Raw genomic sequence first — 20,701 nt, forward strand, 5'->3', positions numbered from 1 at the left:
TGGGTATCCGCTGGAGTGAACAATAGGACGCCGGATATGAACCTCTTTACCGATATTCATTCGCTTGTGATCGAAAACCTAAACGCCATGGTGGCGGACGGGGCTCTGCCCGCAGGGCTCGACTTTGCCAATGTCGCGGTAGAGCCGCCGCGCGATGCGGCGCATGGGGATATGGCGACCAACGCCGCGATGGTGCTGGCCAAGCCAGCCAAAATGAAACCGCGTGACATTGCGGATGCGCTGGCTGCCAAACTGGGTGAAGACGCACGCATCACCGAAGCCTCGGTTGCGGGGCCCGGATTTTTGAACCTGCGTCTGGCGGACGGCGTCTGGCAAGGTGTTCTGGGCAAGGTCCTCGCTGGGGGGATCGATTATGGCCGCTCGACCATGGGGCAGGGCAAGCGTGTCAATGTGGAATACGTATCCGCCAATCCCACCGGCCCGCTCCATGTGGGCCACACCCGTGGTGCTGTCTTTGGCGATGCGCTGTCCAGCCTGCTGGATTTTGCAGGCTATGATGTCACGCGCGAATACTACATCAACGATGGCGGCGCTCAGGTTGATGTCTTGGCGCGCTCCGCCTATCTGCGGTATCTGGAAGCCCACGGTCAGACGGTCGAATTCCCTGATGGGACCTATCCTGCCGATTACCTGAAACCCGTTGGTGAAGCTCTGAAAACAAAATACGGCGATCAGTTCATCGACAAGGGTGAGCAGTATTGGCTCGACGAAATTCGCCTTTTTGCAACGGATGCCATGATGGAGATGATCCGTGAGGATCTCGCACTCCTGGGCATCGAGATGGACGTCTTCTATTCCGAGAAGTCGCTCTATGGCACTGGTCGTATTGAAGCTGCGCTGGAAGAGCTGAAGAAAAAAGGCCTGATCTATCGCGGCGTTCTTGAACCTCCCAAGGGGAAGAAGCCTGACGATTGGGAACCGCGCGAGCAGACGCTGTTCAAATCCACCGACCATGGTGATGATGTGGACCGGGCCGTGATGAAATCGGATGGGGCCTGGACCTATTTCGCGCCGGATATCGCCTATCACTACGACAAGGTTTCTCGTGGTTTTGATGAGCTGATCGACGTCTTTGGCGCCGATCACGGTGGCTATGTCAAACGGATGAAAGCAGCTGTGTCCGCGCTGTCTGATGGCAAAGTGCCGCTGGACATCAAGCTCTGCCAGTTGGTCAAACTGTTCAAAGACGGGGCCGAGTTCAAAATGTCCAAACGGGCAGGGACCTTTGTGACCCTGCGCGATGTTGTGGATGCTGTGGGCGCGGATGTGACCCGGTTCATGCTGCTGACGCGCAAGAACGACCAAGGCTTTGACTTTGATCTCGACAAGGCGCTTGAGCAGTCCAAGGATAATCCGGTCTTCTATGTGCAATATGCAAATGCCCGGATTTGTTCGACGCTGCGTAAAGCCGCAGAGCAGAATGTCGACGTCTCTGATGAAGTCCTGTCTTCGGCGGATCTGACGCTGATTGCGGATCCTGCGCAGTTGGCAGTTGTCAAAAAACTGTCAGAGTGGCCGCGTCTGGTCGAAATCGCGGCGCGTACCAATGAACCGCACCGGGTTGCCTTCTATCTGTATGATCTGGCGTCAGAACTGCACGGCCTTTATCACCTTGGCAAAACAAACCAAAATTTACGTTTTGTTACGGATGGCGACCAATCGGCAACACATGCAAATTTGGCGCTGGCGCGCGCCGTTTCCGTTGTCATTTCTGCTGGGCTTGGTATTCTTGGCGTGAAACCGGCGGAAGAAATGCGATAAAGCGAAAACAAATTCGCAACCAATAAACGCTACCGCTGGACTGAGGCAGAGTTCAAAAGAGACCCGTCGCACGCGATTCATTCGTGTGCGCGTGGGCAGAGAGGCGGATATGGCGTATTTTACGCAGGCCGGTGCGCACCAGGCCTATTCCCAAGGCGGATTCCAAAAGCAGGAACCGTCTCAAAGCGGTTCTTCTTATCAACAGTCTAACGGCGCTGGCCATTCCGGCTATAGCGGCCCTGGGACTGAAACATATGCGCAGTCTGCATATGACAACAATTTATATGCAACGCCGAGCAACGGATTTGCTCCGAACGCTGCCGGGCAGGATTATGTCCCGCCCGCAGCAAAACGGGACTGGACCCGTACTCTGGGGATAATTGGCGGGGTTGCCTCGATCGCATTGACCATCGGCGTAGGCTACTGGGGCTATAACCTGATCACGCGGGATGTGACCGGGATCCCTGTTGTGCGCGCTGCCGAAGGGCCGTTGCGGGTTTCACCCTCCGAACCGGGCGGGCGTCCTGCGGACAACCAAGGCCTTGCTGTCAATGCGGTTGCGGCCACAGGTATTGCCGAAGCTCCTGCAGATCGCCTGACCCTTGCGCCACCTGAACTGGATCTGAGCGAAGACGACAAAACCTTTGCCCAGCTGAGCGAGATTGAAACGCTGCACACGCCGGTGAACCTTAACCTGGCGTTGGCTGACGTCGAACCGAGCCAGCCTGCGACCCAAGTGACCCAGGGTGTTCAAAGCTCTGATATTGATGCGCTGGTTGCGCAGCTGACCGATGGTGTCGATCCAATTACACCTACAAATGCGGCGGGGTCCAGAACTGAAGTTGCAGCCCTTGCACCTGCCATTGTTCCGCCTGAGCCGCTGAGCCAGATCGAACCGGTTGTCGCATCTGCGGTTTTTGACGCCCCCGGTGTGCGCGTGTCACTGCGCCCGGCTGCGCGCCCATCCAGCCTGTCCCGCGCCAGCCTGACGTCTGTGTCCCCTGCGGCTGTGGATACGTCGGCAATTGATGTGGATCCGGCGAGTCTGCCGTCTGGCACGCGTCTGGCCCAGCTAGGAGCCTATGAAAGCGTGGAAGTTGCCGAGGCGGAATGGGGTCGGATCTCTGCGCAATTCTCAGACTATCTGTCAGGAAAGCAACGGGTTATCCAACGGGCCGAAAGCGGCGGTCGCACGTTCTTCCGCCTGCGGGCCATGGGCTTTGCCGATCTGTCTGACGCACGTCGTTTCTGTGCGGCTCTGGTGGCTGGCAGCGCGGATTGTATTCCGGTGACCACCCGATGACACGGTTCGGGGCTGCAATTCTTGATGCTGAAGGGCTCCGCCTGACAGCCGAGGAAAAAGCCCTTTTTGCCGATACCAAACCCTTTGGTTTCATCCTGTTTGCCCGCAATATTGAGTCGGCAGACCAGGTGCGCGCGCTGTGCGATGATTTCCGGGAAGCTGCAGGCCACGATTGCCTGATCACCATTGATCAGGAAGGTGGCCGTGTACAACGGCTGCGGTCGCCGCTTGCGCGGGACTGGCAAGCGCCGCTGGACCATGTGACACAAGCCGGAGCAGGGGCGGCACGCGCGATGTACCTGCGTTACCGCCTGATTGCGCATGAGCTGCGAAGCTTGGGCATCGACAGCAATTGCGCACCCATTGCCGATGTTGCAACGCCTGATACCCATCCGTTCTTGAAGAACCGCTGCTATGGTGAGACGCTGGATACAGTGGTGGCCTTTGCGCGTGCAGTTTCCGATGGCCATCTGGACGGCGGCGTGCTTCCGGTTCTGAAACACATACCGGGCCACGGCCGGGCAGTGTCCGACAGCCATCTGGATCTCCCCCTCGTTTCGGCGTCACAGGCCGAGCTTTCGGTACAGGATTTTGCAGCCTTCAAGGCGTTGAATGACCTGCCAATGGCTATGACCGCTCATGTGGTCTTTGAGGCTATAGACAGCCTGCCTGCGACACTGTCTCCCAAATTGATAGACATGATCCGGTCCGAGATGGAGTTTGATGGGCTTCTGATGACCGATGATATCTCGATGAAGGCGCTGTCGGGATCCTATGAGGACATTACGCGTGGGTCCCTTGCCGCAGGATGCGATGTGGTTTTGCTGTGTAATGCGAATCTCGCAGACCGAACTGCGGTGGCCGAAGCTGCGGGTGAAATGACGCAGGACGCGCAGCGGCGGGCCTCCGCCGCATTGGCGATGCGAAAGATGCCTCAGCCGCTTGACATTTCCGCCGCAGAGGACGAACTATCCGCTCTCATGAGCGGACAGGTATATGGCTGAAAATACGCTTTTTTCCGAAAATACGCAATCGGTCGAAGATCGGCTTGCGGCTGAAGCGTTGATTGTTGACGTCGACGGCTTTGAAGGGCCGCTCGATGCTCTTTTGATGCTGTCGCGCACGCAAAAGGTGGACTTGCGCCGGATCTCTGTTCTGGAGCTCGCGCGGCAGTACCTGACCTTTGTCGAACGTGCCAAAGAGCTTCGGATCGAGCTGGCGGCGGACTATCTTGTGATGGCGGCGTGGCTTGCCTTTTTGAAATCCCGGCTGCTGTTGCCGCCTGATCCAACCGAAGACGGTCCCTCCGGTGAAGAGCTGGCCGCCCATCTGGCTTTCCAGCTTGAACGGTTGCAGGCCATGCGGGATTGCGCTGCACAGCTTCTGGCGCGGGATCAACGTGGACGGAATTTCTTTGTCCGGGGCATGTGCGAAGGTGTGACCCGTGTCAAATCCGTGACCTATTCCGCCAACCTGTTGGATTTGATGCAGGCCTATGCCCGGATCCGTACAAAAGATGATTTTCGCCCCTTCGTGATGGACCGCGAGTCGGTCTATACCATGGAGCAGGCGTTGGAACGTATGCGCAGCCTGATCGGTTTTACCGGTGATTGGACGGATATGATCAGCTATTTGCCGGATGGGTGGCACAGCGATCCTGTCAAACGGCGCTCGGCCACAGCGGCCACCTTTGCGGCTGCGTTGCAGCTGGCCAAGGAAGGGAAGCTGGAGTTGCGGCAAGGCGACATCTTTGCACCAATCAAACTGCGCAGCCTGAACGAAGGTGAATAATGGACATCCAAGCCCAGAACACGGCTGAAAAACCCGAACAGCTGGACACAGATACGCTTTTTGACGCGCCGCCGATGGCTGAACAGGAGCGTATGGTCGAGGCCGTTTTGTTTGCCAGCGCCGAACCGGTGACACTGCGCGAACTGGCGTCCCGTATGCCCCATGGCTGCAATCCGGCAGAGGCCGTCGCGCATTTGCGCAGCCGCTATGAAGGGCGTGGTGTCCGTGTGGTCCGCGTCGGAGAGGCCTGGGCCATTCGCACCGCCCCTGATCTGGGCTTCCTGATGGAGCGTGAGACGGTTGAACAACGTAAACTGTCCCGTGCCGCGATCGAGACGCTAGCAATTGTCGCCTATCATCAGCCGATCACCCGCGCTGAAATCGAAGAGATTCGCGGTGTTTCGGTGGCGCGTGGTACCATCGATCAGCTTCTGGATATGGAGTGGATCCGACTGGGCCGCCGCAAGATGACACCGGGGCGCCCGGTGACCTTTGTGGTGACGCCGCATTTTCTGGATCACTTCGGCCTTGAAAGCGCCCGTGATTTGCCGGGCCTAAAAGAATTGCGCTCGGCCGGCCTTCTGGAAAGTCGTCCTCCACCGGGTGCGCTGCCTCTTGGTGGGCGGGACGATGAGGATGAGCCGGAAGAGGAACAGGCAGAGCTGTTCCCAGAAGAAGATGCCGCCAAACCGGCGGCGGACTCGGCTGACAAAGAGCAGACGCCCTAATATCTTCGTAATCCTGTGTCACAAGGCGTAGGCGAACAAGGGAGCCAAGGCGATGAATGCAAATTGGTTGATCAATATGATTCTGCGCCGGGTGATCGGACGGCTGGTAAACCGCGGCGTTGACGCAGGCTTTCGCGCGATGAGCGATCAGCCCAAAGGCGGCAAACGGCAGATGAGCGACGAGGAGCGTGCAGAACGCGAGCGTATACGTGCCATGCGCCAGGCACGGCGTGCCAAGCGCAATTCAAACTCCTAGGCCGAGCGATCAGCCAGGCGTGCGGAAGTGTTTCGAAAGTTTCAGCCCCTGGCCCTGATAGTTTGAGGCAATCCCGGCGCCATAAAGCTGGTCCGGTACGGCCGCCATTTTCTCGTAGACCAGCCGTCCGACGATCTGACCATGCTCCAGCACAAAAGGCGCTTCGTGGCAACGGACCTCCAGAACACCGCGTGAGCCGGTGCCCCCGGCGGCGGCGTGACCAAAACCGGGATCAAAGAAACCCGCATAATGCACGCGGAACTCACCAACCATCGCCAGATAGGGCGCCATCTCAGCAGCGTAGGCCGGTGGGATGTGGACGGCTTCGCGGCTCACCAGAATGTAGAACGCACCGGGATCCAGAATGATGCGGCCATTGTCGCTGCGGACTTCTTCCCAATACTCTTTGGGATCATAGACACCGATCCGATCCAGATCGATCACACTGGTATGGGGTTTGGCGCGATATCCAACAAGGTCGGTGCCGGGGAGTTTTAAATCTACTGAAAAGCCCAGACCGTCTTCGATGACGGCCAGTCCGTCCACCAGCGGAGCCTCGGCATGCAGAGCACGCAGTTCGGCGTCGGGCAGAACGGCTTGTCCCCGGCGGAAGCGAATCTGGTTCAACCGCATACCTGGCCGCACCAGAACCGAGAAAGAACGCGGGCAGATTTCCGCATACAGCGGGCCAGAGTAGCCCGGTTTGATCCGGTCGAACTCTTCCCCGCCATCGGTAATGGTCCGGGTCAAAAGGTCCAACCGACCAGTGGATGACTTTGCATTGGCCACGGCCGAAATGTCATCGGGCAGCGCCAGCCGCTCCATCAGAGGCACCACATAGACGCAGCCCTTTTCCAAGACGGCCCCGCCTTCGAGGTCGATCTGATGCATCTCAAACTCGTCCAGCCGCTTGCGGACGGATTGCGTCTGGCCAGCAAGGAACGATGCGCGCACGCGGTAGGCCACAGTGCCAAGGCGCAGGTCCAGGCTTGCAGGTTGAATCTGTCCTTCGGCTGCCGGGCGGTCCAGTTGGATTTCGCCGGCATCCAGCATCATCTGAATGTCCTGACACGGCAAAACGCCTGTGGTTTCAGTGGTCATGATCCTGTCCTCCGGCTCAAGGGACGCTGTGTCCCCGTCATACGTTCTGCCATTCTTGGCCAAGGGTCCGGCATCCGGAGCCCAGATGCACAAAACGCCCGGGTGAGAGCCACCCAGGCGTTTTTGCGGGGTTGTTTGGTCGGGCTAGCAGGACTCGAACCTGCGACCTTCCGTCCCCCAGACGGACGCGCTACCAGGCTGCGCCATAGCCCGATGAGGGAGCTTTCTACTGGTTCTGACGGCAGGGGCAAGAGGGAAAACCATTTTTCTTCCATCTTGGCCTAAATTTATGCCCGTTGCACAAGCGTATGCAGATCCGCAATGCACTCAGCGATAGCTTGCTGATTTTGCGTGGGAATTTCAGAGAGCTTTGCCGCGCGCAACAGCATGCTTGGTACCGAGGCAGCTGCAATCTGTGGGTCGAAATCCAAAACTTCGATGACCCGCGGACGCGCAGGTTCAGCCTCTTCTATTTCTGTGGGGGCCAAGGTCCCTTCGGTGACATCTGAATCCGCGATAGCAAGCTGGACAGTTGTGATCGATTCATCCACCAGACCTTCGGTTGCTGCATCCGGCGTGGAAACGAGCTCTTCCTCAACACTGCTGTGGTCCGCTGCCGCCGCAAAATGGGAGACGTCCATATTCTGCGTGTCGGCAGGCGGGACCGCCACATAGGGCGCATCGCTGTCGTCTACAAAGGGAATCGACGGCTCAGGCGCTGTCGGTTCGACGGGAGGTGGTGTCAGCCCCGCGTTCGGTTCTGACGCAGAAGTTGCGGGCAGAAGATCGGCTGGTGAGTCTTCCGGCAGATTTGGGGCAGGGGTAAATCCAGCCTCCGGCAAGGCGGGGGGAGTTGACTCCTGAGCATATGCAACATGCTCAATCTCAGGTGCGGGTGCGTCCTCTGGCTGTACTTCGCCGGTCACCCAGCCCGAAGGAGCCGAATCGGCTTCTGGCTCTGCGGGAGGGTGTGGTTGAGAAATTGTGACCGGTAGCTCGACTGCAGGCTCAGCCGCAGGAATTTGCTCCACCTGATTCTCACCGGATGAAAGCCCGTCTGCACCCTCTTCAACAATATCGGCCACAGAAACGGGGTCCTGCACAGGCGCGGCTGCTGGCTGCGGGCTTGCAATCGGCTGCGGAGCGGCAGCAGGAGCTGATGGATGGCTCGCTGTCTCTGCAGGTGCCTCAACCTGGGCTGGCGCCGCCGCGGTATGAGGTGCTGGCGCAGGCGTGGCGTGGCTGACCGTGACCTCTTCGGTTGGGGCAGCATGTACAGCTGGCGCAGCAAGCGGTTGTGGAGGAACTGGCTGCGGAGATACGGGTGTCTCAGGCGCGGCAAACGTCGCGGGAGCCGTGTCAAAAGACGGCTGTTCTACTGTCTCAACTTCAGGAGAAGAGGTTTCAGATTCGACACCTGGCGTTTCATAGACTGGCGCCGCGGACACGGGTATTTCGGCAAGCGTGTCGGTGGTCAGGTTCGTGTCTTGTGCCGCAGTTACATTTTCATCGGCGGCTTCGGTCATTGGGGCGAAGGTATCGGCCGCTACTCCTGCGGGAGCCGCGGGGGCATCCACCAAGCCTTCAGGGGCAGGGTGCGCAGGTGCCTCAGTTTCCTGAGTTTCTGGCAGGTCGGTGATTGCTGAAACCGGATTCGGCGCAGTTGGAACGGCTGCCGCTGGTTGAGGCGTCGGCGTTGCAGCTGCTGAGGTCTGCGGGGCAAAATCCTGTTCAAAGCTCTTGTCAGCTGGCGCAGGGGGGGCAGCTGTAGGCGCTTGCATCGCAGCAGATGCTTCCATCGTTGTCGGTGCTGCAGTCGCTGGCGTTTGTACCGCTGCAGGTATTTCCGCCATTGCCGGTGCTGCTGTCGATGGCGTCTCTACCGGTGCAGGTGTTTCCACCATTGCAGGGGGGGCAACTTCTGGCGCGTGCACCACGCCGGGTGTCTCTATCGGTGTTGGTGTCGCAGCAGCGGGTGTTTGGGGAACAGCGCTCTGGTCCTGAGGAGCAGCCGTATCCCAAAGGCCGGGCTGGGCTCCTGTGCTTGGGGATGGAGCCGGTGCTGCAGTGTGCGTTTGCACCGCAGATCCGGTGAGCGCAGACTGCAAACGCTCGGCCTTTTCAGTTGGGTTTTCCTGCGGTGGGCTCGCGACCGGGCCAAGATCCAGCGCGGTCTGGCCCGAGCTTTCAGGCGCAGTTGAAGGAGCTGGCGCAGTTGAAGGAGCTGGCGCAGGAGTGGGAGCTGGAGCAGGTGTGGGAACTGGTGCCGGGGCTGCTGCGGTTGGGGGCGCTGGAGAAACCGAACCCGTGGGGTCATTAGCCGACGGTGCCCCGGCAGCAGGGGAGAAGCTGGTTGGCACTGGCTGATTGGTTTGCACTGCCGGTGCTTGCGGTTGATGAACACCTGCTGCAACCGGACCAACCGCCGCCGCCGGAGAAGCCATGACAGGTGCCTCCGGGGCAGCCACTGGTGCTACTGGCGCAGTCGTAACTTGCCCGACAGGTTGCACCGCCGCTGGCGATGTGTGGACTGCGGGAGCGGCTGCCGCAGGAGCAGCGGTTTGATCCGCCAGAACGCTTTCTGGAGGCTTAGCGAGATCCGCCGCCGGTTCCGGTGCCGCTTCCATAACGTCCGCTTGAACGTCCGGTGTTTGCGGTGCTGAGGTGTCTTCCTCTGCGCTTTTTTGTGCTCCGTTTGGATCACCGGCAGCGCCTGGAGTGAACGGCTCGTCAAGCGGGTGCGACTTGGCTGAAATATGCGCCGCCCCCTTTTCCCGCAAAAGGGCCTGCACATCCTTGATTGCCATGCCCTCGTCATGCAGCAGGTATCGAATGCCCCCAAGCAATAGCATATCAGCCGGACGGTAGTACCTGCGACCACCCGCCCGTTTTACTGGCTTCAATTGAGGAAACTTGCTTTCCCAAAAGCGCAGCACATGCGCTTGGACCGCCAGCCAATCCGCAACTTCGCTAATGGTGCGGAAGGCATCTGGTGATTTAGACATTCGTTCGGGTCCCGTTGTTACTTACGGTTGCCCTCTGCTACGCGGTCCTTCATCAGGTGAGACGGTCGGAAGGTCAGTACCCGACGCGGCTGGATCGGCACTTCTTCACCTGTTTTCGGGTTGCGTCCGACACGCGCGGACTTGTCCCGGACGCTGAACGTACCAAAGGAGGAGATCTTAACCTGTTCTCCGCGCACCAAAGCATCCGACATGTGTTGCAACATGCTTTCCACCAACTGTGCGCTTTCGTTTCGTGAAAGGCCAACCTCGCGAAAGACAGCCTCGCTCAAATCCATACGTGTAAGTGTTTTCTCGCTCATTCCAGTCCCCGTTGTTTTCAAAAACATAGGGTGCAGAGATTTTACCTGTCAATATCAATGAATTGCTTATAAAATCTTACACGCAAGTTCGCTTTACCAGCGCAACACCACTGACCCCCATGCCAGACCGCCTCCGATGGCTTCTGTAACGACCAAATCACCTTCTTTGATCTGGCCGCGTTCTTTGCCGGCTGACAGCGCCAGCGGAATGGATGCGGCAGATGTGTTGCCGTGATCCTGAACCGTCACTACCACCTTTTCCATTGGCAGGCCCATCTTTTTTGCGGTGCCCTGGATGATGCGGATGTTGGCCTGATGCGGGACAATCCAGTCCACATCATCGGCGCTCAACCCTGCGCGATCTAACGCGGTATGAGCGGTTTTCGCAAGCTTTTCAACGGCATGGCGGAAGACTTGGTTGCCCTGCATGCGCAGATAACCGGTGGTGCGCGTTCCAACACCGCCATCCACATAAAGGAGATCCTTGTAGCGACCATCCGAGTTGAGATCCGTCGACAGGATACCCCGGTCCCTATTGGTTCCAGGTTGTTCCTGCGCTTCCAGAAGCACAGCACCGGCGCCATCGCCAAACAGCACGCAGGTGGAGCGATCACTCCAGTCCATAATGCGGCTAAACGTCTCTGCGCCGATGACCAGAACGCGGCTTGCCTGTCCTGAAACAATAAGCGCATTTGCATTGCTGAGGGCATAAACAAAACCGGCACAGACCGCTTGAACGTCAAATGCAAAGCCGCGGGTCATCCCAATGGCGGCCTGAACCATGGTTGCGGCTGAAGGAAAAGTGAGATCGGCGGTGGAGGTTGCAAGAACTATGGCGTCCACATCCGACCCGTCAAGGCCAGCATCCTTCAGCGCGGCCAGCGCCGCTTTGGTGGCCAGCTCAGAGGTGGTTTCATCGTCGGCGGCAAAATGGCGGCGCTCAATTCCAGAGCGGGTACGAATCCACTCATCGGTGGTGTCCAGCTTGTCTTCAAATTCGGCATTTTCGACCACGCGTTCGGGGAGATAATGTCCGGTTCCGATAACCACTGCGCGTCGCGTCATCTGTGCCTGCCTTTTATGTGTCGTCTATTCGGGTGCGCCAGTCTTGACTGTGGCGGACCCATCTTGGGTAAGCTCCCCGGCGGATGCAACCCGCGCGGCCAGTTTTTGTGCAAAACCGTGCTCTGCCAGTCGGAATGCCAGCTTCACGGCTGCAGATACACTGGTGGCGTCTGCGCCGCCATGGGATTTTACAACGGTTCCGTTCAAGCCAAGGAAAACACCGCCGTTTACCCGGCGCGGGTCTATCCGTTTGGAGAGGCGCTTGAGGGAGGTCAGGGCCAGCACTGCCGCAAACCGGGACAGCAGAGAGTATTCAAATGCTTCCCGCAGCGCGGTGCGAATAAGGCTTGCAGTGCCTTCGCCTGTCTTGATGGCGACATTGCCGGTGAAGCCGTCGGTGACGATGACATCCGCGATGTCACCGGGAATATCGCTGCCCTCGACAAACCCCACAAATTCGAAATTCGCCGCTTCAGCACTGTCACTGATCAGACTGTAGGCTTCTTTCAGCTCGGCGCGGCCTTTGTGCTCTTCGGTGCCCACATTTAACAGGCCAACGCGCGGAAGGGCGATGTCCATCGAATTGCGCGTGTAGGACACGCCCATCAAGGCAAATTGCAACAGATCACCGGCATCGGCCCGCACATCGGCGCCAACGTCGAGCATCACGTTAAACCCCTGTGGGTTGCGGGACGGCCAGAGAATCGCAATTGCCGGGCGATTGATGCCCGGTAACTTGCGCAATCTCAGCATGCTAAGCGCCATTAGAGCGCCTGTGTTGCCACAGGACACGGCACCGTCCGCCTCGCCGTTGCGAACACAGTCCAGTGTCGACCACATGGACGTGCCTTTGCCATTACGCATTACCTGACTGGGCTTGTCTTCCATCGTGACCACACCCTGGCAGTCACGAATTTCGACCCGATCGCGCAGAATACGGCGACGGGCAACAAGCGGATCAAGCTGATCTTTTGGGCCGTGAAGAATGAACCCGATCTTCGGGTTCTTCTTCGCGGATTTGGCAATGCCGGCCACCACGACTGAGGGACCGGCATCTCCGCCCATGGCGTCAACCGAAATGGTAATGCGGTCAGACTTATCCTGACGGGAAGCGGTGGTACCGGTCATCCGAAGGCCTGCCTGACGTCAAATGGAAGACGGCTTAGGCCGCGTCTTCGTCCAGATCGATTTCGTTAGCTTGTGCAACAACTTCTTTGTCGTCGTAGTGACCGCAAGACGGGCAAACGTGATGCGGACGCTTCAGTTCGCCACAGTTCTGGCACTCGTTCGGGTTTGCAGCAACCAGTGCATCGTGCGCGCGGCGGTTGTTGCGGCGCGATTTGGATACTTTGTTCTGTTGGACGGCCATGTCTCAACCTTTGTACATTGGGGCCTTGGGGCATGCCCGCGGCGCGTTTCGTGTTCCGTGTTCAATCGGTGTGACGTGCGTTTAGGCCGCAGCCTGTCCGATGTCCAACGATAAATCCGATGAGCGCGCGAAAATACTCAGAATCTTCAATAGCGCAAGCGGTTTTTAGGTCAGGCGGGAAAACTCTTCCACTTAAAAATGCACGCCCGCGATAATTTAATCGTCTTTCTTGAGCGCATCTTTCAAAGCGGCCAGCCCTGCAAAGGGTTTGGTGTCTTCATCCCGCATAGGTGTGACGCCAGGTTCGGCAAATACCGCTTCGCCGAGTTCCGCACCGTCCTTGCGAGGAAACTCTGGAATCACCAAAGCCAGAGCTTCGGCCATGAGCGCGAAGATGTCGATCTCGGGGCCAAGTTGTTCATACCTGTCATCCTCGGGCATCTCCACCTCAGCGCCCTCGGGCGTGGGCAGGTCAGCCAGGAAGATACGATGAACAGGTTCGTCCACCCGCGTGTTCATCGGCTCAAGCGACACAACACAGGTTTGTCCGATGGTCGCCCCCAATGTGGCTTTCAGTTCCCAGTCGCGGCGACCACGGGCGCGGATCTCACCGGCAAAGCGCACCTTGCGTAGATCTTCGACGCCAAATTCCGTGGCAAGTTTCGCCAGCGCTTCGGCCTCCGGGCGTAAATCAAAGGCCGTGGGCGCGTTCTGATCCAGGTCGGATACGCGGAAGATAGCGCTTTGTGACATTAAGAACTCTTTCATTTCTTGAACCGGGGCTTTGGTTTAGGTAATCGGGTTCAGAGCCGGGTTCAAGCCAGAGAGGGTTATCGGTACATGCGCGCAGGTCTTTTTAAGCAGAGCAACACTATCAAGGCAGCTCTGAAGGGAACAGCGCTGGCGTTTGCCTTCGCAGTGGTTGCAGCCTGCAGCCCCATTGATCGCAAGCACGGATACGTGCCCAGCGAAGGTGATTTGGCGGACATCGTTCCCGGAATCGATACCAAGGATTCGGTGGCCGAGACCATTGGTGTTCCTTCCGCGTCGGGCGTTTTGAACGAAAGCGGCTATTACTATGTGTCTTCCGTCATTCGTCAGCGCGGCGGGCTCGAGCCCAAAACGATCTCGCGCGAGCTGGTTGCCATCAACTTCAACGAAGGCGGCACTGTCACAGGGGTCCAACGTTTTGGACTTGAAGATGGCCGGGTCATTCCTTTGCAACGTCGTGTCACAAGCTCAAGCATCGAAGACAAAACCTTCCTGCGTCAGCTGTTGGGTAACTTGGGTAACTTTGGTCCGGGTAACTTTATCGACGACAATTGATTTCGGCTCATATCGCCGGAAGGCCTTCATTTGACTGTCACGGAGCCTATGTAAACGGGACGCAAAAGGTGCGGACGCCAACTCCGATGAAATGACCCGATGAGGTGGGGTGACAGCATGTCTGAAACTGATCTGTTGCTGAGCAAAGGGCGCTATCGTGCCCGACTGGCATCTTCCGAGGCGGATATCGCCGCGGCTCAGGCCTTGCGAACACTTTGCTTTCACACGTCTGAGGTGGATCAGGACGACTTTGACCCGAGCTGCGCGCATGTTCTGGTCGAGGATACCCGGTCCGGCATGTTGGTGTGCTGCTTCCGCATGCTGATGTTGGGTGGTGGAACAGAGGTTCCAAATAGCTATTCGGCACAGTTCTATGATCTTTCTGCGCTCCAGACCTTCGAAGGTCGTATGGTCGAAATGGGGCGTTTCTGCATCCATCCGTCCTGCAATGACGCGGATATTCTGCGTGTTGCCTGGGGCGCAATGACCGCCTTTGTCGACCAGAATAATATCCAGATGCTGTTTGGGTGCTCCTCTTTTGCGGGGACGGAAACCCAGGATTATCTGGATGCTTTTGCTATGCTGAAACACCGCCATCTGGCTCCGAAACGCTGGTTGCCGCGGGTCAAGGCGCCCAATGTGTTCAAATTTGCGGCCCGGTTGCGGCGGAAGCCGGATGCAAAGAAAGCCATGCTTCGGATGCCGCCCTTGTTGCGGACATATCTGCTGATGGGAGGCTGGGTCAGTGATCACGCTGTGGTCGATTCCCATATGAACACGCTCCATGTGTTCACCGGTTTGGAGATCGGTGCGATTCCTGCATCTCGCAAACGTTTGCTACGTGCGGTCGCCGGTTGAGCCCAGCATTTCCACAAAAGATGGATGCGTGAACGTTGACGTAATGTGGCCAGCGGTTTAGCTGGCTGACATGGCACGTATTCCTCTTCTTCAGATGAACGGGATCTCTCTCACCTTTGGGGGTGATCCTATCTTTTCCGACCTTGATCTGGTGGTTCAACCCGGTGACCGGGTGGCCCTTGTCGGGCGCAACGGATCGGGCAAATCAACCTTGATGAAAGTCATGGCTGGCCTGGTTGAGGCCGACACGGGTTCCATTGTGGTGCCGCCGGGAAAATCGGTCGGCTATATGGAGCAGGACCCCAAGATGGAGGGGTTTGCCACCCTTGGGGATTTTGCCGCCAGCGGGCTGGAACCCGGAGAGATGTACAAGGTCGAGAGGGCAGGGGAAGGGCTGAAATTTGACCCGGCCCGGGCGGTAGAGACCGCGTCTGGTGGCGAACGTCGCCGTGCAGCGCTGGCCAAGCTGATGGCTGAAGCCCCTGATCTGATGTTGCTGGATGAGCCGACCAACCACCTTGATATATCCGCGATTCAGTGGCTTGAGGATGAGCTGTCCTCAACCCGCGCGGGGTTTGTTCTGATCTCACACGACCGCGCATTTTTGAATGCTCTGACCCGTGCAACCCTCTGGGTGGATCGCGGTCAGGTCAGGCGTCAGGAAAAAGGTTTCGCCGAATTCGAGGCTTGGCGTGACAAGATCTGGGACGAAGAAGATCAGGCCCGACACAAGCTCAACCGTCTGATCAAGTCAGAAAGCCGCTGGGCTGTCGAGGGAATCAGTGCGCGTCGCAAACGTAATATGGGGCGGGTGCGTGCCTTGCAGGACCTGAAGGCGGAACGGGCCTCTCAGATCAAACGGCAGGGCGCGGCGGAGCTGGCATTGGAAAGCGGACCCAAATCCGGCCGTAAGGTTATTGAGGCTGAAGGTCTCGCAAAGTCGTTCGGCGATAAAGTGATTCTGTCGAATTTCGATCTGAAGGTTCAGCGCAGCGATCGCGTGGCCTTTGTCGGACCCAACGGGGTGGGCAAAACCACGCTGTTGAAGATGCTTCTGGGGATGGAAGACCCCGACGCTGGTCAGGTAAAGTTGGGAACCAATCTGGAAATTGCTCTGTTCGACCAGACCCGTGATCAATTGGACGGGGATCTTAGCCTGTGGGAAAACCTGACTTCAGATCCGTCCATGCGGATTTCAGGTAAAGCGGATCAGGTAATGGTGCGTGGCCAGCCCAAACATGTGGTTGGATATCTCAAGGAATTCCTGTTCGATGAACGGCAGGTGCGCGCACCGGTGCGGTCCCTTTCCGGCGGTGAGAAGGCCCGCTTGTTGCTGGCCCGTCTGATGGCGCGCAACTCGAACCTTCTGGTGTTGGACGAACCCACCAACGATCTGGATGTGGAAACGCTGGATCTTCTGCAAGAGCTGCTGGACGCCTATGATGGGACTGTCCTTCTGGTCAGCCACGACCGGGATTTTCTGGACCGGGTGGCGACAACCACTATCGCAATGGAGGGCAATGGTAAGGCGACGGTTTATGCGGGCGGATGGAGCGACTACCTTGCGCAGCGCCAGCCGGATGAGGCCGTGGAAGTGGTTGCCAAACCCAAAGTCTCAAAGACCAAGCCAAAGGCTGAGGCCAAGGCCGAAGGGGGCTTGAGTTTTAAGGAAAGGCACCGGCTTGAAGCTTTGCCAGCAGAGATTGAGCGTCTCGAGAAAGAGATCACCAAACTGGAAGAGCTGATGGCGGACCCGGAGCTGTTCACGCGTGAGCCGATCAAGTTCAAGAAGGCCACCGAAGCCCTTGTGGAACGTCAGGAGAAATTGGCGGCTGCTGAGGAAGAGTGGCTGATTCTGGAAGAGAAGGCGGCTGAATAAGTCCGGTCGCAGAGAGGTTTTTCGCTTCGGGCGATGCCCGAAACGACCCGCGCCGCGCCCAAAGGGCGCGGCGCGGGTCGTTTGTAGCGGCTGTGACCTCAGACCTCTCAGGCTCGCATGAGATTGAGGTCGAGCGATGCAAGCGGGGCAAAACTGCGCCCCAAAGGTGGCCAGTAGACCCAGGTGCCGCCCAGCTTTTGCACATCTGCGCCGGTACCCAGTTTGAAACGGGCCAGACCTTCTGCATCCTCGGTGTTGATCACCCCAAGGTCGAACGTAGAGATCCTTTTCGCAGCCAGCCATTCCAGTGCGTTCCACACCAACAGGTTATGGGCATTCAGTGTTTTGCCCAGATGACTGCTATGTGCAACGTGGTAGGTAGCGCGGGCGGCGTGGGTCAGAACCAGAATGCCGGCGACCACCTCTTTTCCCAGATGTGCCTGAAACAGTTTGGCCCGACCGGGGTTTGCCTTGGCATACGCCAGAGTCAGCCCGATTGGCCAGCTTTGGTATCCGCGGGTTTTCTGAAGTGCCTTGTCCGCACGCAGGAGCCAGTGATCCGCATCAAGCGGCTGGTTTTGACGCGTAACCCGAAGGTCAGAGCGTTCCGCCACGCAGAGGCGGTTGCGCCATTTTTGTCGAAGCCGCCCCCGACGGTCCGCCGATGTTCCCGCAAGGGAGAGAACTGCAACCGAAACAGGTGTCATCAGCGGCAGAGCACCAAGACGGGCAAGCTCTGGCGTAGGGCGTTCCGGGGACAGCAGAACCGGCGTGCGTCGCAGCCCTTCTTCCTGCAGGATTTTAAACAGCAGAGAGGGGTCTTGCAGCTCTGCACGATTGATCATCGCAACAGGCATCCGTCCAAAGATCTTGCGCCGCAGAACCAACATGTTCTGCATGCGGTCCAGTTGCATCGGGTTTTGCCCACTGATCCGGAGGGCCTTGGCAAATTCCTGGGATTGCGGCAACGCGCGCGCGTTGGCATTCGTGTCGGCGTTGGCTTGGCTGTCATGCGGCATGAGCTCGGCGGGACGGGTGTCAAACATACGCCGTATTAACTCCGGTGAAACCTAAATGATGGTTAATGGAGCCATGAGAAATCGAATTAAAGTATACGGGATCGAAGCGCCCTGTTCACGCATGACAAAAACCGCGGCTTTTGTGATCGCGATTTTATTATCTGTGCCGGTGTTCGTCATTCTGACGCTTTTGGATCTGTTTGTGTTGTAACCCTAAGGCACGAAAAAGGGGCGCATGCTCTGCGCCCCTGTTCTAACCTTGTTTGCGTCCAATGCCTCAGCCCTGAAGTTGTACCAGAGCGTGGCGTTTCTTTCCTGCGCTCAGTTTGATCGGAGAGGACAGCGCCGCCGCGTCAATCATCAGACCGCCATCGGTCAAGGGTTGATCATCCAGCTTGGCGCCGTTTTCGGCGATCAGGCGCTTGGCTTCCTTGCCGGTTTTTGCGAGGCCTGATTTGACAATCAACTGCACGATGGAAATGCCGTCTCCGAGGTCCGCCGCGCTTAGGGACAGGGTGGGCAGATCGTCGCCAATGCCGCCTTTTTCAAAGACTTCACGCGCGGTTGCTTCGGCTGCCGCAGCGGCGTCAGCGCCATGCAGCAATGTTGTAACCTCGCGCGCCAGAATCACCTTGCCTTCGTTGATTTCTGACCCTTGCAGGGCTCCGAGGCGGTTGCATTCCTCGACCGGCAGCTCGGTATAGAGCTTCAGGAAACGTCCGACGTCGGCGTCAGTGGTATTGCGCCAGAACTGCCAGAATTCATAAGGGCTCAGCATGTCGCCGTTCAGCCAGACCGCGCCGCCCTGAGACTTGCCCATCTTGCGCCCGTCGGATGTGGTCAACAACGGGGAGGTGAGGCCATAAATCTCGTTTTCCAGAACCCGGCGGGTCAGGTCGATGCCGTTAACGATATTGCCCCATTGGTCCGAGCCCCCCATCTGCAGAACACAGCCATAGCGACGGTTCAGCTCAAGGAAGTCATAGGCCTGCAGGATCATGTAGTTGAATTCAAGGAACGACAGCGATTGTTCGCGGTCCAGGCGGGACTTGACGCTTTCAAAAGACAGCATCCGGTTGACCGAGAAATGTCGACCGATGTCACGCAGGAACTCCAAATAGTTCAGATTGTCCAGCCATTCCGCGTTGTTGAGCATCAGCGCGTCCGATGCACCGTCGCCATAGGAGAGGTATTTTGCAAATACCTGCTTCATCCCGTTGATATTGGCGTCGATCTGCTCCGGGCCCAGCAGCGGGCGCTCATCCGAACGGAAAGAGGGGTCGCCCACCTTTGTGGTGCCGCCGCCCATCAGCGTGATGGGGCGATGGCCGGTTTTCTGCAGCCAGCGCAGCATCATGATGTTCAGCAGATGGCCCACATGGAGCGACTGCGCGGTGGCATCATAACCGATGTAGGCCGTCACGGTACCGTTCACCAGCGCCTCATCCAGGCCCTGATAATCGGTGCAGTCCGCAAGGAACCCGCGTTCCATCATGGTTGCGATGAACTCCGATTTGGGATGATAGGTCATGATATGCCTCGGCTATGGAATTGCGAGGGGCTGTATAAAGCGCAATTGGGGGAGTGGGAACCTATTTTCCTGCGAAACTTCTCGCTGTAGTCTGTCGGAAAACAAAGAAACCAGCGGCGTGGATGCGCTGGAGGCACAATGGCTTTGAATAAGAGGTCGCAGATGGGGCAGAGAATTTCGAAAACCGGCATGGTCCGGGCCGTCGGCGCGATGAGCGGCACGTCTTTGGACGGTGTTGATGCGGCAGAAATTGTCACCGATGGCATGCGGATTGAAGGATTTGGTCAAACAGCCTTTCGTCCCTATGAAGAAGCAGAGCAGGCCGTTCTTCGGGCCGCGCTCGGGAAATGGTCCGGGCCAGAGGTGGATGCCGCATGCAAGGTTGTTGATGCGGCCCATCAAGAGGTTCTTGCTGCGTTTGACGCGGTGGATCTGATCGGATTTCATGGTCAGACTTTGGCCCATGCGCCGCGTCTTCAGGGCACATTGCAGGTCGGCGATGGAGCAGCCTTGGCAGAGGTGCTTTGCAAACCGGTGGTCTGGGATTTCCGATCTGATGATGTGGCGATGGGCGGAGAAGGTGCGCCCCTGGCGCCATTTTTTCACTTTGCCTGTGCAAAATACATCAAGGCGGATGCGCCGGTCTGTTTCCTCAATCTCGGCGGCGTTGGCAATCTGACCTATGTGGATCCGCGCTTTGATCGCCCCGAAGATCCCGGTGCCCTTCTGGCTTTTGATACAGGGCCAGCCAATGCGCCTGTAAACGATCTCATGATGGAGCGTTTGGGGCAGCCGATGGACAAAGGCGGAGAGGTTGCGCAATCCGGGACAGTGGAAACCGGTGCGCTTGAGCTCTTTCTGGCTGAGCCTTACTTCTCTCGTATGCCGCCAAAATCTCTGGATCGCAATGACTTCGCCGAGATGGTGGCTCTGGTACGAGAGCTGAAAGACGCGGATGCGGCAGCTACGCTGACGGCTATGTGTGCGGCTGGTGTGGCCGAAGGGATGAGCCATTGCCCCGAAGCCCCCGCACAGGTGCTGGTCACCGGGGGCGGGCGGCATAATCCTGTCTTGATGGAGATGTTACGCGTTTCGCTGGAGTGCGCGGTGGAGCCGGTAGAAGCGGTTGGTCTTGACGGAGATATGCTGGAAGCACAGGCCTTTGCCTATTTGGCCGTAAGGGTTGCCCGGGGGTTACCAACCTCTGCCCCGGGAACAACAGGTGTCAGCGCCTGCGTCGGCGGAGGAATTTTGAGCATTCCGACAGACGAAGAGTAGAAAGAGAGCGGACGTTTCGGTCTCCGCCCGCAAATGGCTCCCGCCCGTCCCAGGGTGCTTTTGCAAAGCCCCGGGTCCCGTTGGGCCAAG

General features: G+C 58.1%; 18 protein-coding genes, 1 tRNA gene and 1 pseudogene. 10 read left to right on the forward strand and 10 right to left on the reverse strand.

Annotation, left to right across the window (positions count from 1 at the left end; genetic code table 11):
- Window positions 1–36 precede the first annotated feature (36 nt).
- The 6 genes from argS to ACXAEW_RS13535 all read left to right on the forward strand — a co-directional run bounded on the left by argS (window position 37) and on the right by ACXAEW_RS13535 (window position 5,860).
- Entirely contained in the window at window positions 37–1,782 is a 1,746-nt protein-coding gene (gene argS / locus ACXAEW_RS13510) for an arginine--tRNA ligase (protein ID WP_474941814.1), read from the forward strand.
- Window positions 1,783–1,891: 109 nt separating this feature from the next.
- Window positions 1,892–3,085 (forward strand): SPOR domain-containing protein, encoded by a 1,194-nt coding sequence (locus tag ACXAEW_RS13515; protein ID WP_474941815.1) that lies wholly within the window; start codon window positions 1,892–1,894, stop codon window positions 3,083–3,085.
- The gene (nagZ, locus tag ACXAEW_RS13520; protein WP_474941816.1) at window positions 3,082–4,089 is read left to right on the forward strand and encodes a beta-N-acetylhexosaminidase; all 1,008 of its coding nucleotides are present in this window, start codon (window positions 3,082–3,084) and stop codon (window positions 4,087–4,089) included. The genes ACXAEW_RS13515 and nagZ overlap by 4 nt, the downstream gene beginning before the upstream one ends.
- On the forward strand, window positions 4,082–4,876 hold the full coding sequence (locus tag ACXAEW_RS13525; RefSeq protein ID WP_474941817.1) for a segregation and condensation protein A: 795 nt from the start codon (window positions 4,082–4,084) through the stop codon (window positions 4,874–4,876). Before nagZ ends, ACXAEW_RS13525 begins: the two co-directional genes overlap by 8 nt.
- The gene (gene scpB, locus ACXAEW_RS13530; protein WP_474941818.1) at window positions 4,876–5,604 is read left to right on the forward strand and encodes an SMC-Scp complex subunit ScpB; all 729 of its coding nucleotides are present in this window, start codon (window positions 4,876–4,878) and stop codon (window positions 5,602–5,604) included. Before ACXAEW_RS13525 ends, scpB begins: the two co-directional genes overlap by 1 nt.
- A gap of 52 nt (window positions 5,605–5,656) precedes the next feature.
- Window positions 5,657–5,860, forward strand: coding sequence for a hypothetical protein (locus tag ACXAEW_RS13535; protein ID WP_474941819.1), 204 nt, complete (start codon window positions 5,657–5,659; stop codon window positions 5,858–5,860).
- A gap of 9 nt (window positions 5,861–5,869) precedes the next feature.
- On the opposite strand, the gene ACXAEW_RS13540 is transcribed toward ACXAEW_RS13535, so the two are convergent.
- From ACXAEW_RS13540 to ACXAEW_RS13575, 8 genes and pseudogenes are all read right to left on the reverse strand, one after another.
- A complete protein-coding gene (locus ACXAEW_RS13540; RefSeq protein WP_474941820.1) occupies window positions 5,870–6,961 on the reverse strand; it encodes a 2'-deoxycytidine 5'-triphosphate deaminase in 1,092 nt (363 codons plus the stop codon).
- 136 nt (window positions 6,962–7,097) lie between these two features.
- Window positions 7,098–7,174, reverse strand: a tRNA-Pro gene (locus tag ACXAEW_RS13545).
- Window positions 7,175–9,722: 2,548 nt separating this feature from the next.
- Window positions 9,723–9,966, reverse strand: a pseudogene (locus ACXAEW_RS13550) (MerR family transcriptional regulator); the annotation flags it as partial.
- Window positions 9,967–9,983: 17 nt separating this feature from the next.
- Window positions 9,984–10,286 carry an integration host factor subunit alpha gene (ihfA, locus tag ACXAEW_RS13555; protein WP_474941821.1) on the reverse strand — a complete coding sequence of 101 codons (303 nt, stop codon included), beginning with the start codon at window positions 10,284–10,286 and terminating at the stop codon, window positions 9,984–9,986.
- 93 nt (window positions 10,287–10,379) lie between these two features.
- Window positions 10,380–11,351 (reverse strand): beta-ketoacyl-ACP synthase III, encoded by a 972-nt coding sequence (locus ACXAEW_RS13560; protein ID WP_474941822.1) that lies wholly within the window; start codon window positions 11,349–11,351, stop codon window positions 10,380–10,382.
- A 24-nt stretch (window positions 11,352–11,375) separates the two neighbouring features.
- A complete protein-coding gene (gene plsX, locus ACXAEW_RS13565; RefSeq protein ID WP_474941823.1) occupies window positions 11,376–12,479 on the reverse strand; it encodes a phosphate acyltransferase PlsX in 1,104 nt (367 codons plus the stop codon).
- Window positions 12,480–12,513: 34 nt separating this feature from the next.
- Window positions 12,514–12,720, reverse strand: coding sequence for a 50S ribosomal protein L32 (rpmF, locus tag ACXAEW_RS13570; protein ID WP_474941824.1), 207 nt, complete (start codon window positions 12,718–12,720; stop codon window positions 12,514–12,516).
- Window positions 12,721–12,936: 216 nt separating this feature from the next.
- Window positions 12,937–13,473 carry a YceD family protein gene (locus ACXAEW_RS13575; RefSeq protein WP_474941825.1) on the reverse strand — a complete coding sequence of 179 codons (537 nt, stop codon included), beginning with the start codon at window positions 13,471–13,473 and terminating at the stop codon, window positions 12,937–12,939.
- 87 nt (window positions 13,474–13,560) lie between these two features.
- On the opposite strand from ACXAEW_RS13575, the gene ACXAEW_RS13580 reads away from it, so the two are divergent.
- The 3 genes from ACXAEW_RS13580 to ACXAEW_RS13590 all read left to right on the forward strand — a co-directional run bounded on the left by ACXAEW_RS13580 (window position 13,561) and on the right by ACXAEW_RS13590 (window position 16,783).
- Window positions 13,561–14,046: an outer membrane protein assembly factor BamE gene (locus ACXAEW_RS13580; protein ID WP_474941826.1), complete on the forward strand. Its 486-nt coding sequence runs from the start codon at window positions 13,561–13,563 to the stop codon at window positions 14,044–14,046.
- 117 nt (window positions 14,047–14,163) lie between these two features.
- Window positions 14,164–14,904, forward strand: a complete 741-nt coding sequence (locus ACXAEW_RS13585; RefSeq protein WP_474941827.1) for a GNAT family N-acetyltransferase — start codon at window positions 14,164–14,166, stop codon at window positions 14,902–14,904.
- 70 nt (window positions 14,905–14,974) lie between these two features.
- Window positions 14,975–16,783, forward strand: coding sequence for an ABC-F family ATP-binding cassette domain-containing protein (locus ACXAEW_RS13590; RefSeq protein ID WP_474941828.1), 1,809 nt, complete (start codon window positions 14,975–14,977; stop codon window positions 16,781–16,783).
- 107 nt (window positions 16,784–16,890) lie between these two features.
- Here the strand turns inward: ACXAEW_RS13590 and ACXAEW_RS13595 are convergent, their stop codons facing one another.
- Entirely contained in the window at window positions 16,891–17,829 is a 939-nt protein-coding gene (locus ACXAEW_RS13595) for a GNAT family N-acetyltransferase (protein ID WP_474941829.1), read from the reverse strand.
- Window positions 17,830–18,079: 250 nt separating this feature from the next.
- Window positions 18,080–19,333 (reverse strand): tyrosine--tRNA ligase, encoded by a 1,254-nt coding sequence (gene tyrS / locus ACXAEW_RS13600; protein ID WP_474941830.1) that lies wholly within the window; start codon window positions 19,331–19,333, stop codon window positions 18,080–18,082.
- 162 nt (window positions 19,334–19,495) lie between these two features.
- On the opposite strand from tyrS, the gene ACXAEW_RS13605 reads away from it, so the two are divergent.
- Window positions 19,496–20,611, forward strand: coding sequence for an anhydro-N-acetylmuramic acid kinase (locus tag ACXAEW_RS13605; RefSeq protein WP_474941831.1), 1,116 nt, complete (start codon window positions 19,496–19,498; stop codon window positions 20,609–20,611).
- Window positions 20,612–20,701 lie beyond the last annotated feature (90 nt).

This window comes from Epibacterium sp. ABZ3_068, from assembly GCF_056159265.1.

Bases quoted from the DNA above. Each gene is read 5' to 3' on its own strand.
- ACXAEW_RS13585 (WP_474941827.1), top strand. From the start codon at position 14,164: ATGTCTGAAACTGATCTGTTGCTGAGCAAAGGGCGCTATCGTGCCCGA.
- ACXAEW_RS13515 (WP_474941815.1), top strand. From the start codon at position 1,892: ATGGCGTATTTTACGCAGGCCGGTGCGCACCAGGCCTATTCCCAAGGC.
- ACXAEW_RS13540 (WP_474941820.1), bottom strand. From the start codon at position 6,961: ATGACCACTGAAACCACAGGCGTTTTGCCGTGTCAGGACATTCAGATG.
- ihfA (WP_474941821.1), bottom strand. From the start codon at position 10,286: ATGAGCGAGAAAACACTTACACGTATGGATTTGAGCGAGGCTGTCTTT.
- argS (WP_474941814.1), top strand. From the start codon at position 37: ATGAACCTCTTTACCGATATTCATTCGCTTGTGATCGAAAACCTAAAC.
- rpmF (WP_474941824.1), bottom strand. From the start codon at position 12,720: ATGGCCGTCCAACAGAACAAAGTATCCAAATCGCGCCGCAACAACCGC.
- plsX (WP_474941823.1), bottom strand. From the start codon at position 12,479: ATGACCGGTACCACCGCTTCCCGTCAGGATAAGTCTGACCGCATTACC.
- tyrS (WP_474941830.1), bottom strand. From the start codon at position 19,333: ATGACCTATCATCCCAAATCGGAGTTCATCGCAACCATGATGGAACGC.
- ACXAEW_RS13560 (WP_474941822.1), bottom strand. From the start codon at position 11,351: ATGACGCGACGCGCAGTGGTTATCGGAACCGGACATTATCTCCCCGAA.
- ACXAEW_RS13525 (WP_474941817.1), top strand. From the start codon at position 4,082: ATGGCTGAAAATACGCTTTTTTCCGAAAATACGCAATCGGTCGAAGAT.
- ACXAEW_RS13595 (WP_474941829.1), bottom strand. From the start codon at position 17,829: ATGTTTGACACCCGTCCCGCCGAGCTCATGCCGCATGACAGCCAAGCC.
- ACXAEW_RS13590 (WP_474941828.1), top strand. From the start codon at position 14,975: ATGGCACGTATTCCTCTTCTTCAGATGAACGGGATCTCTCTCACCTTT.
- nagZ (WP_474941816.1), top strand. From the start codon at position 3,082: ATGACACGGTTCGGGGCTGCAATTCTTGATGCTGAAGGGCTCCGCCTG.
- ACXAEW_RS13605 (WP_474941831.1), top strand. From the start codon at position 19,496: ATGGGGCAGAGAATTTCGAAAACCGGCATGGTCCGGGCCGTCGGCGCG.
- ACXAEW_RS13580 (WP_474941826.1), top strand. From the start codon at position 13,561: ATGCGCGCAGGTCTTTTTAAGCAGAGCAACACTATCAAGGCAGCTCTG.
- ACXAEW_RS13535 (WP_474941819.1), top strand. From the start codon at position 5,657: ATGAATGCAAATTGGTTGATCAATATGATTCTGCGCCGGGTGATCGGA.
- ACXAEW_RS13575 (WP_474941825.1), bottom strand. From the start codon at position 13,473: ATGTCACAAAGCGCTATCTTCCGCGTATCCGACCTGGATCAGAACGCG.
- scpB (WP_474941818.1), top strand. From the start codon at position 4,876: ATGGACATCCAAGCCCAGAACACGGCTGAAAAACCCGAACAGCTGGAC.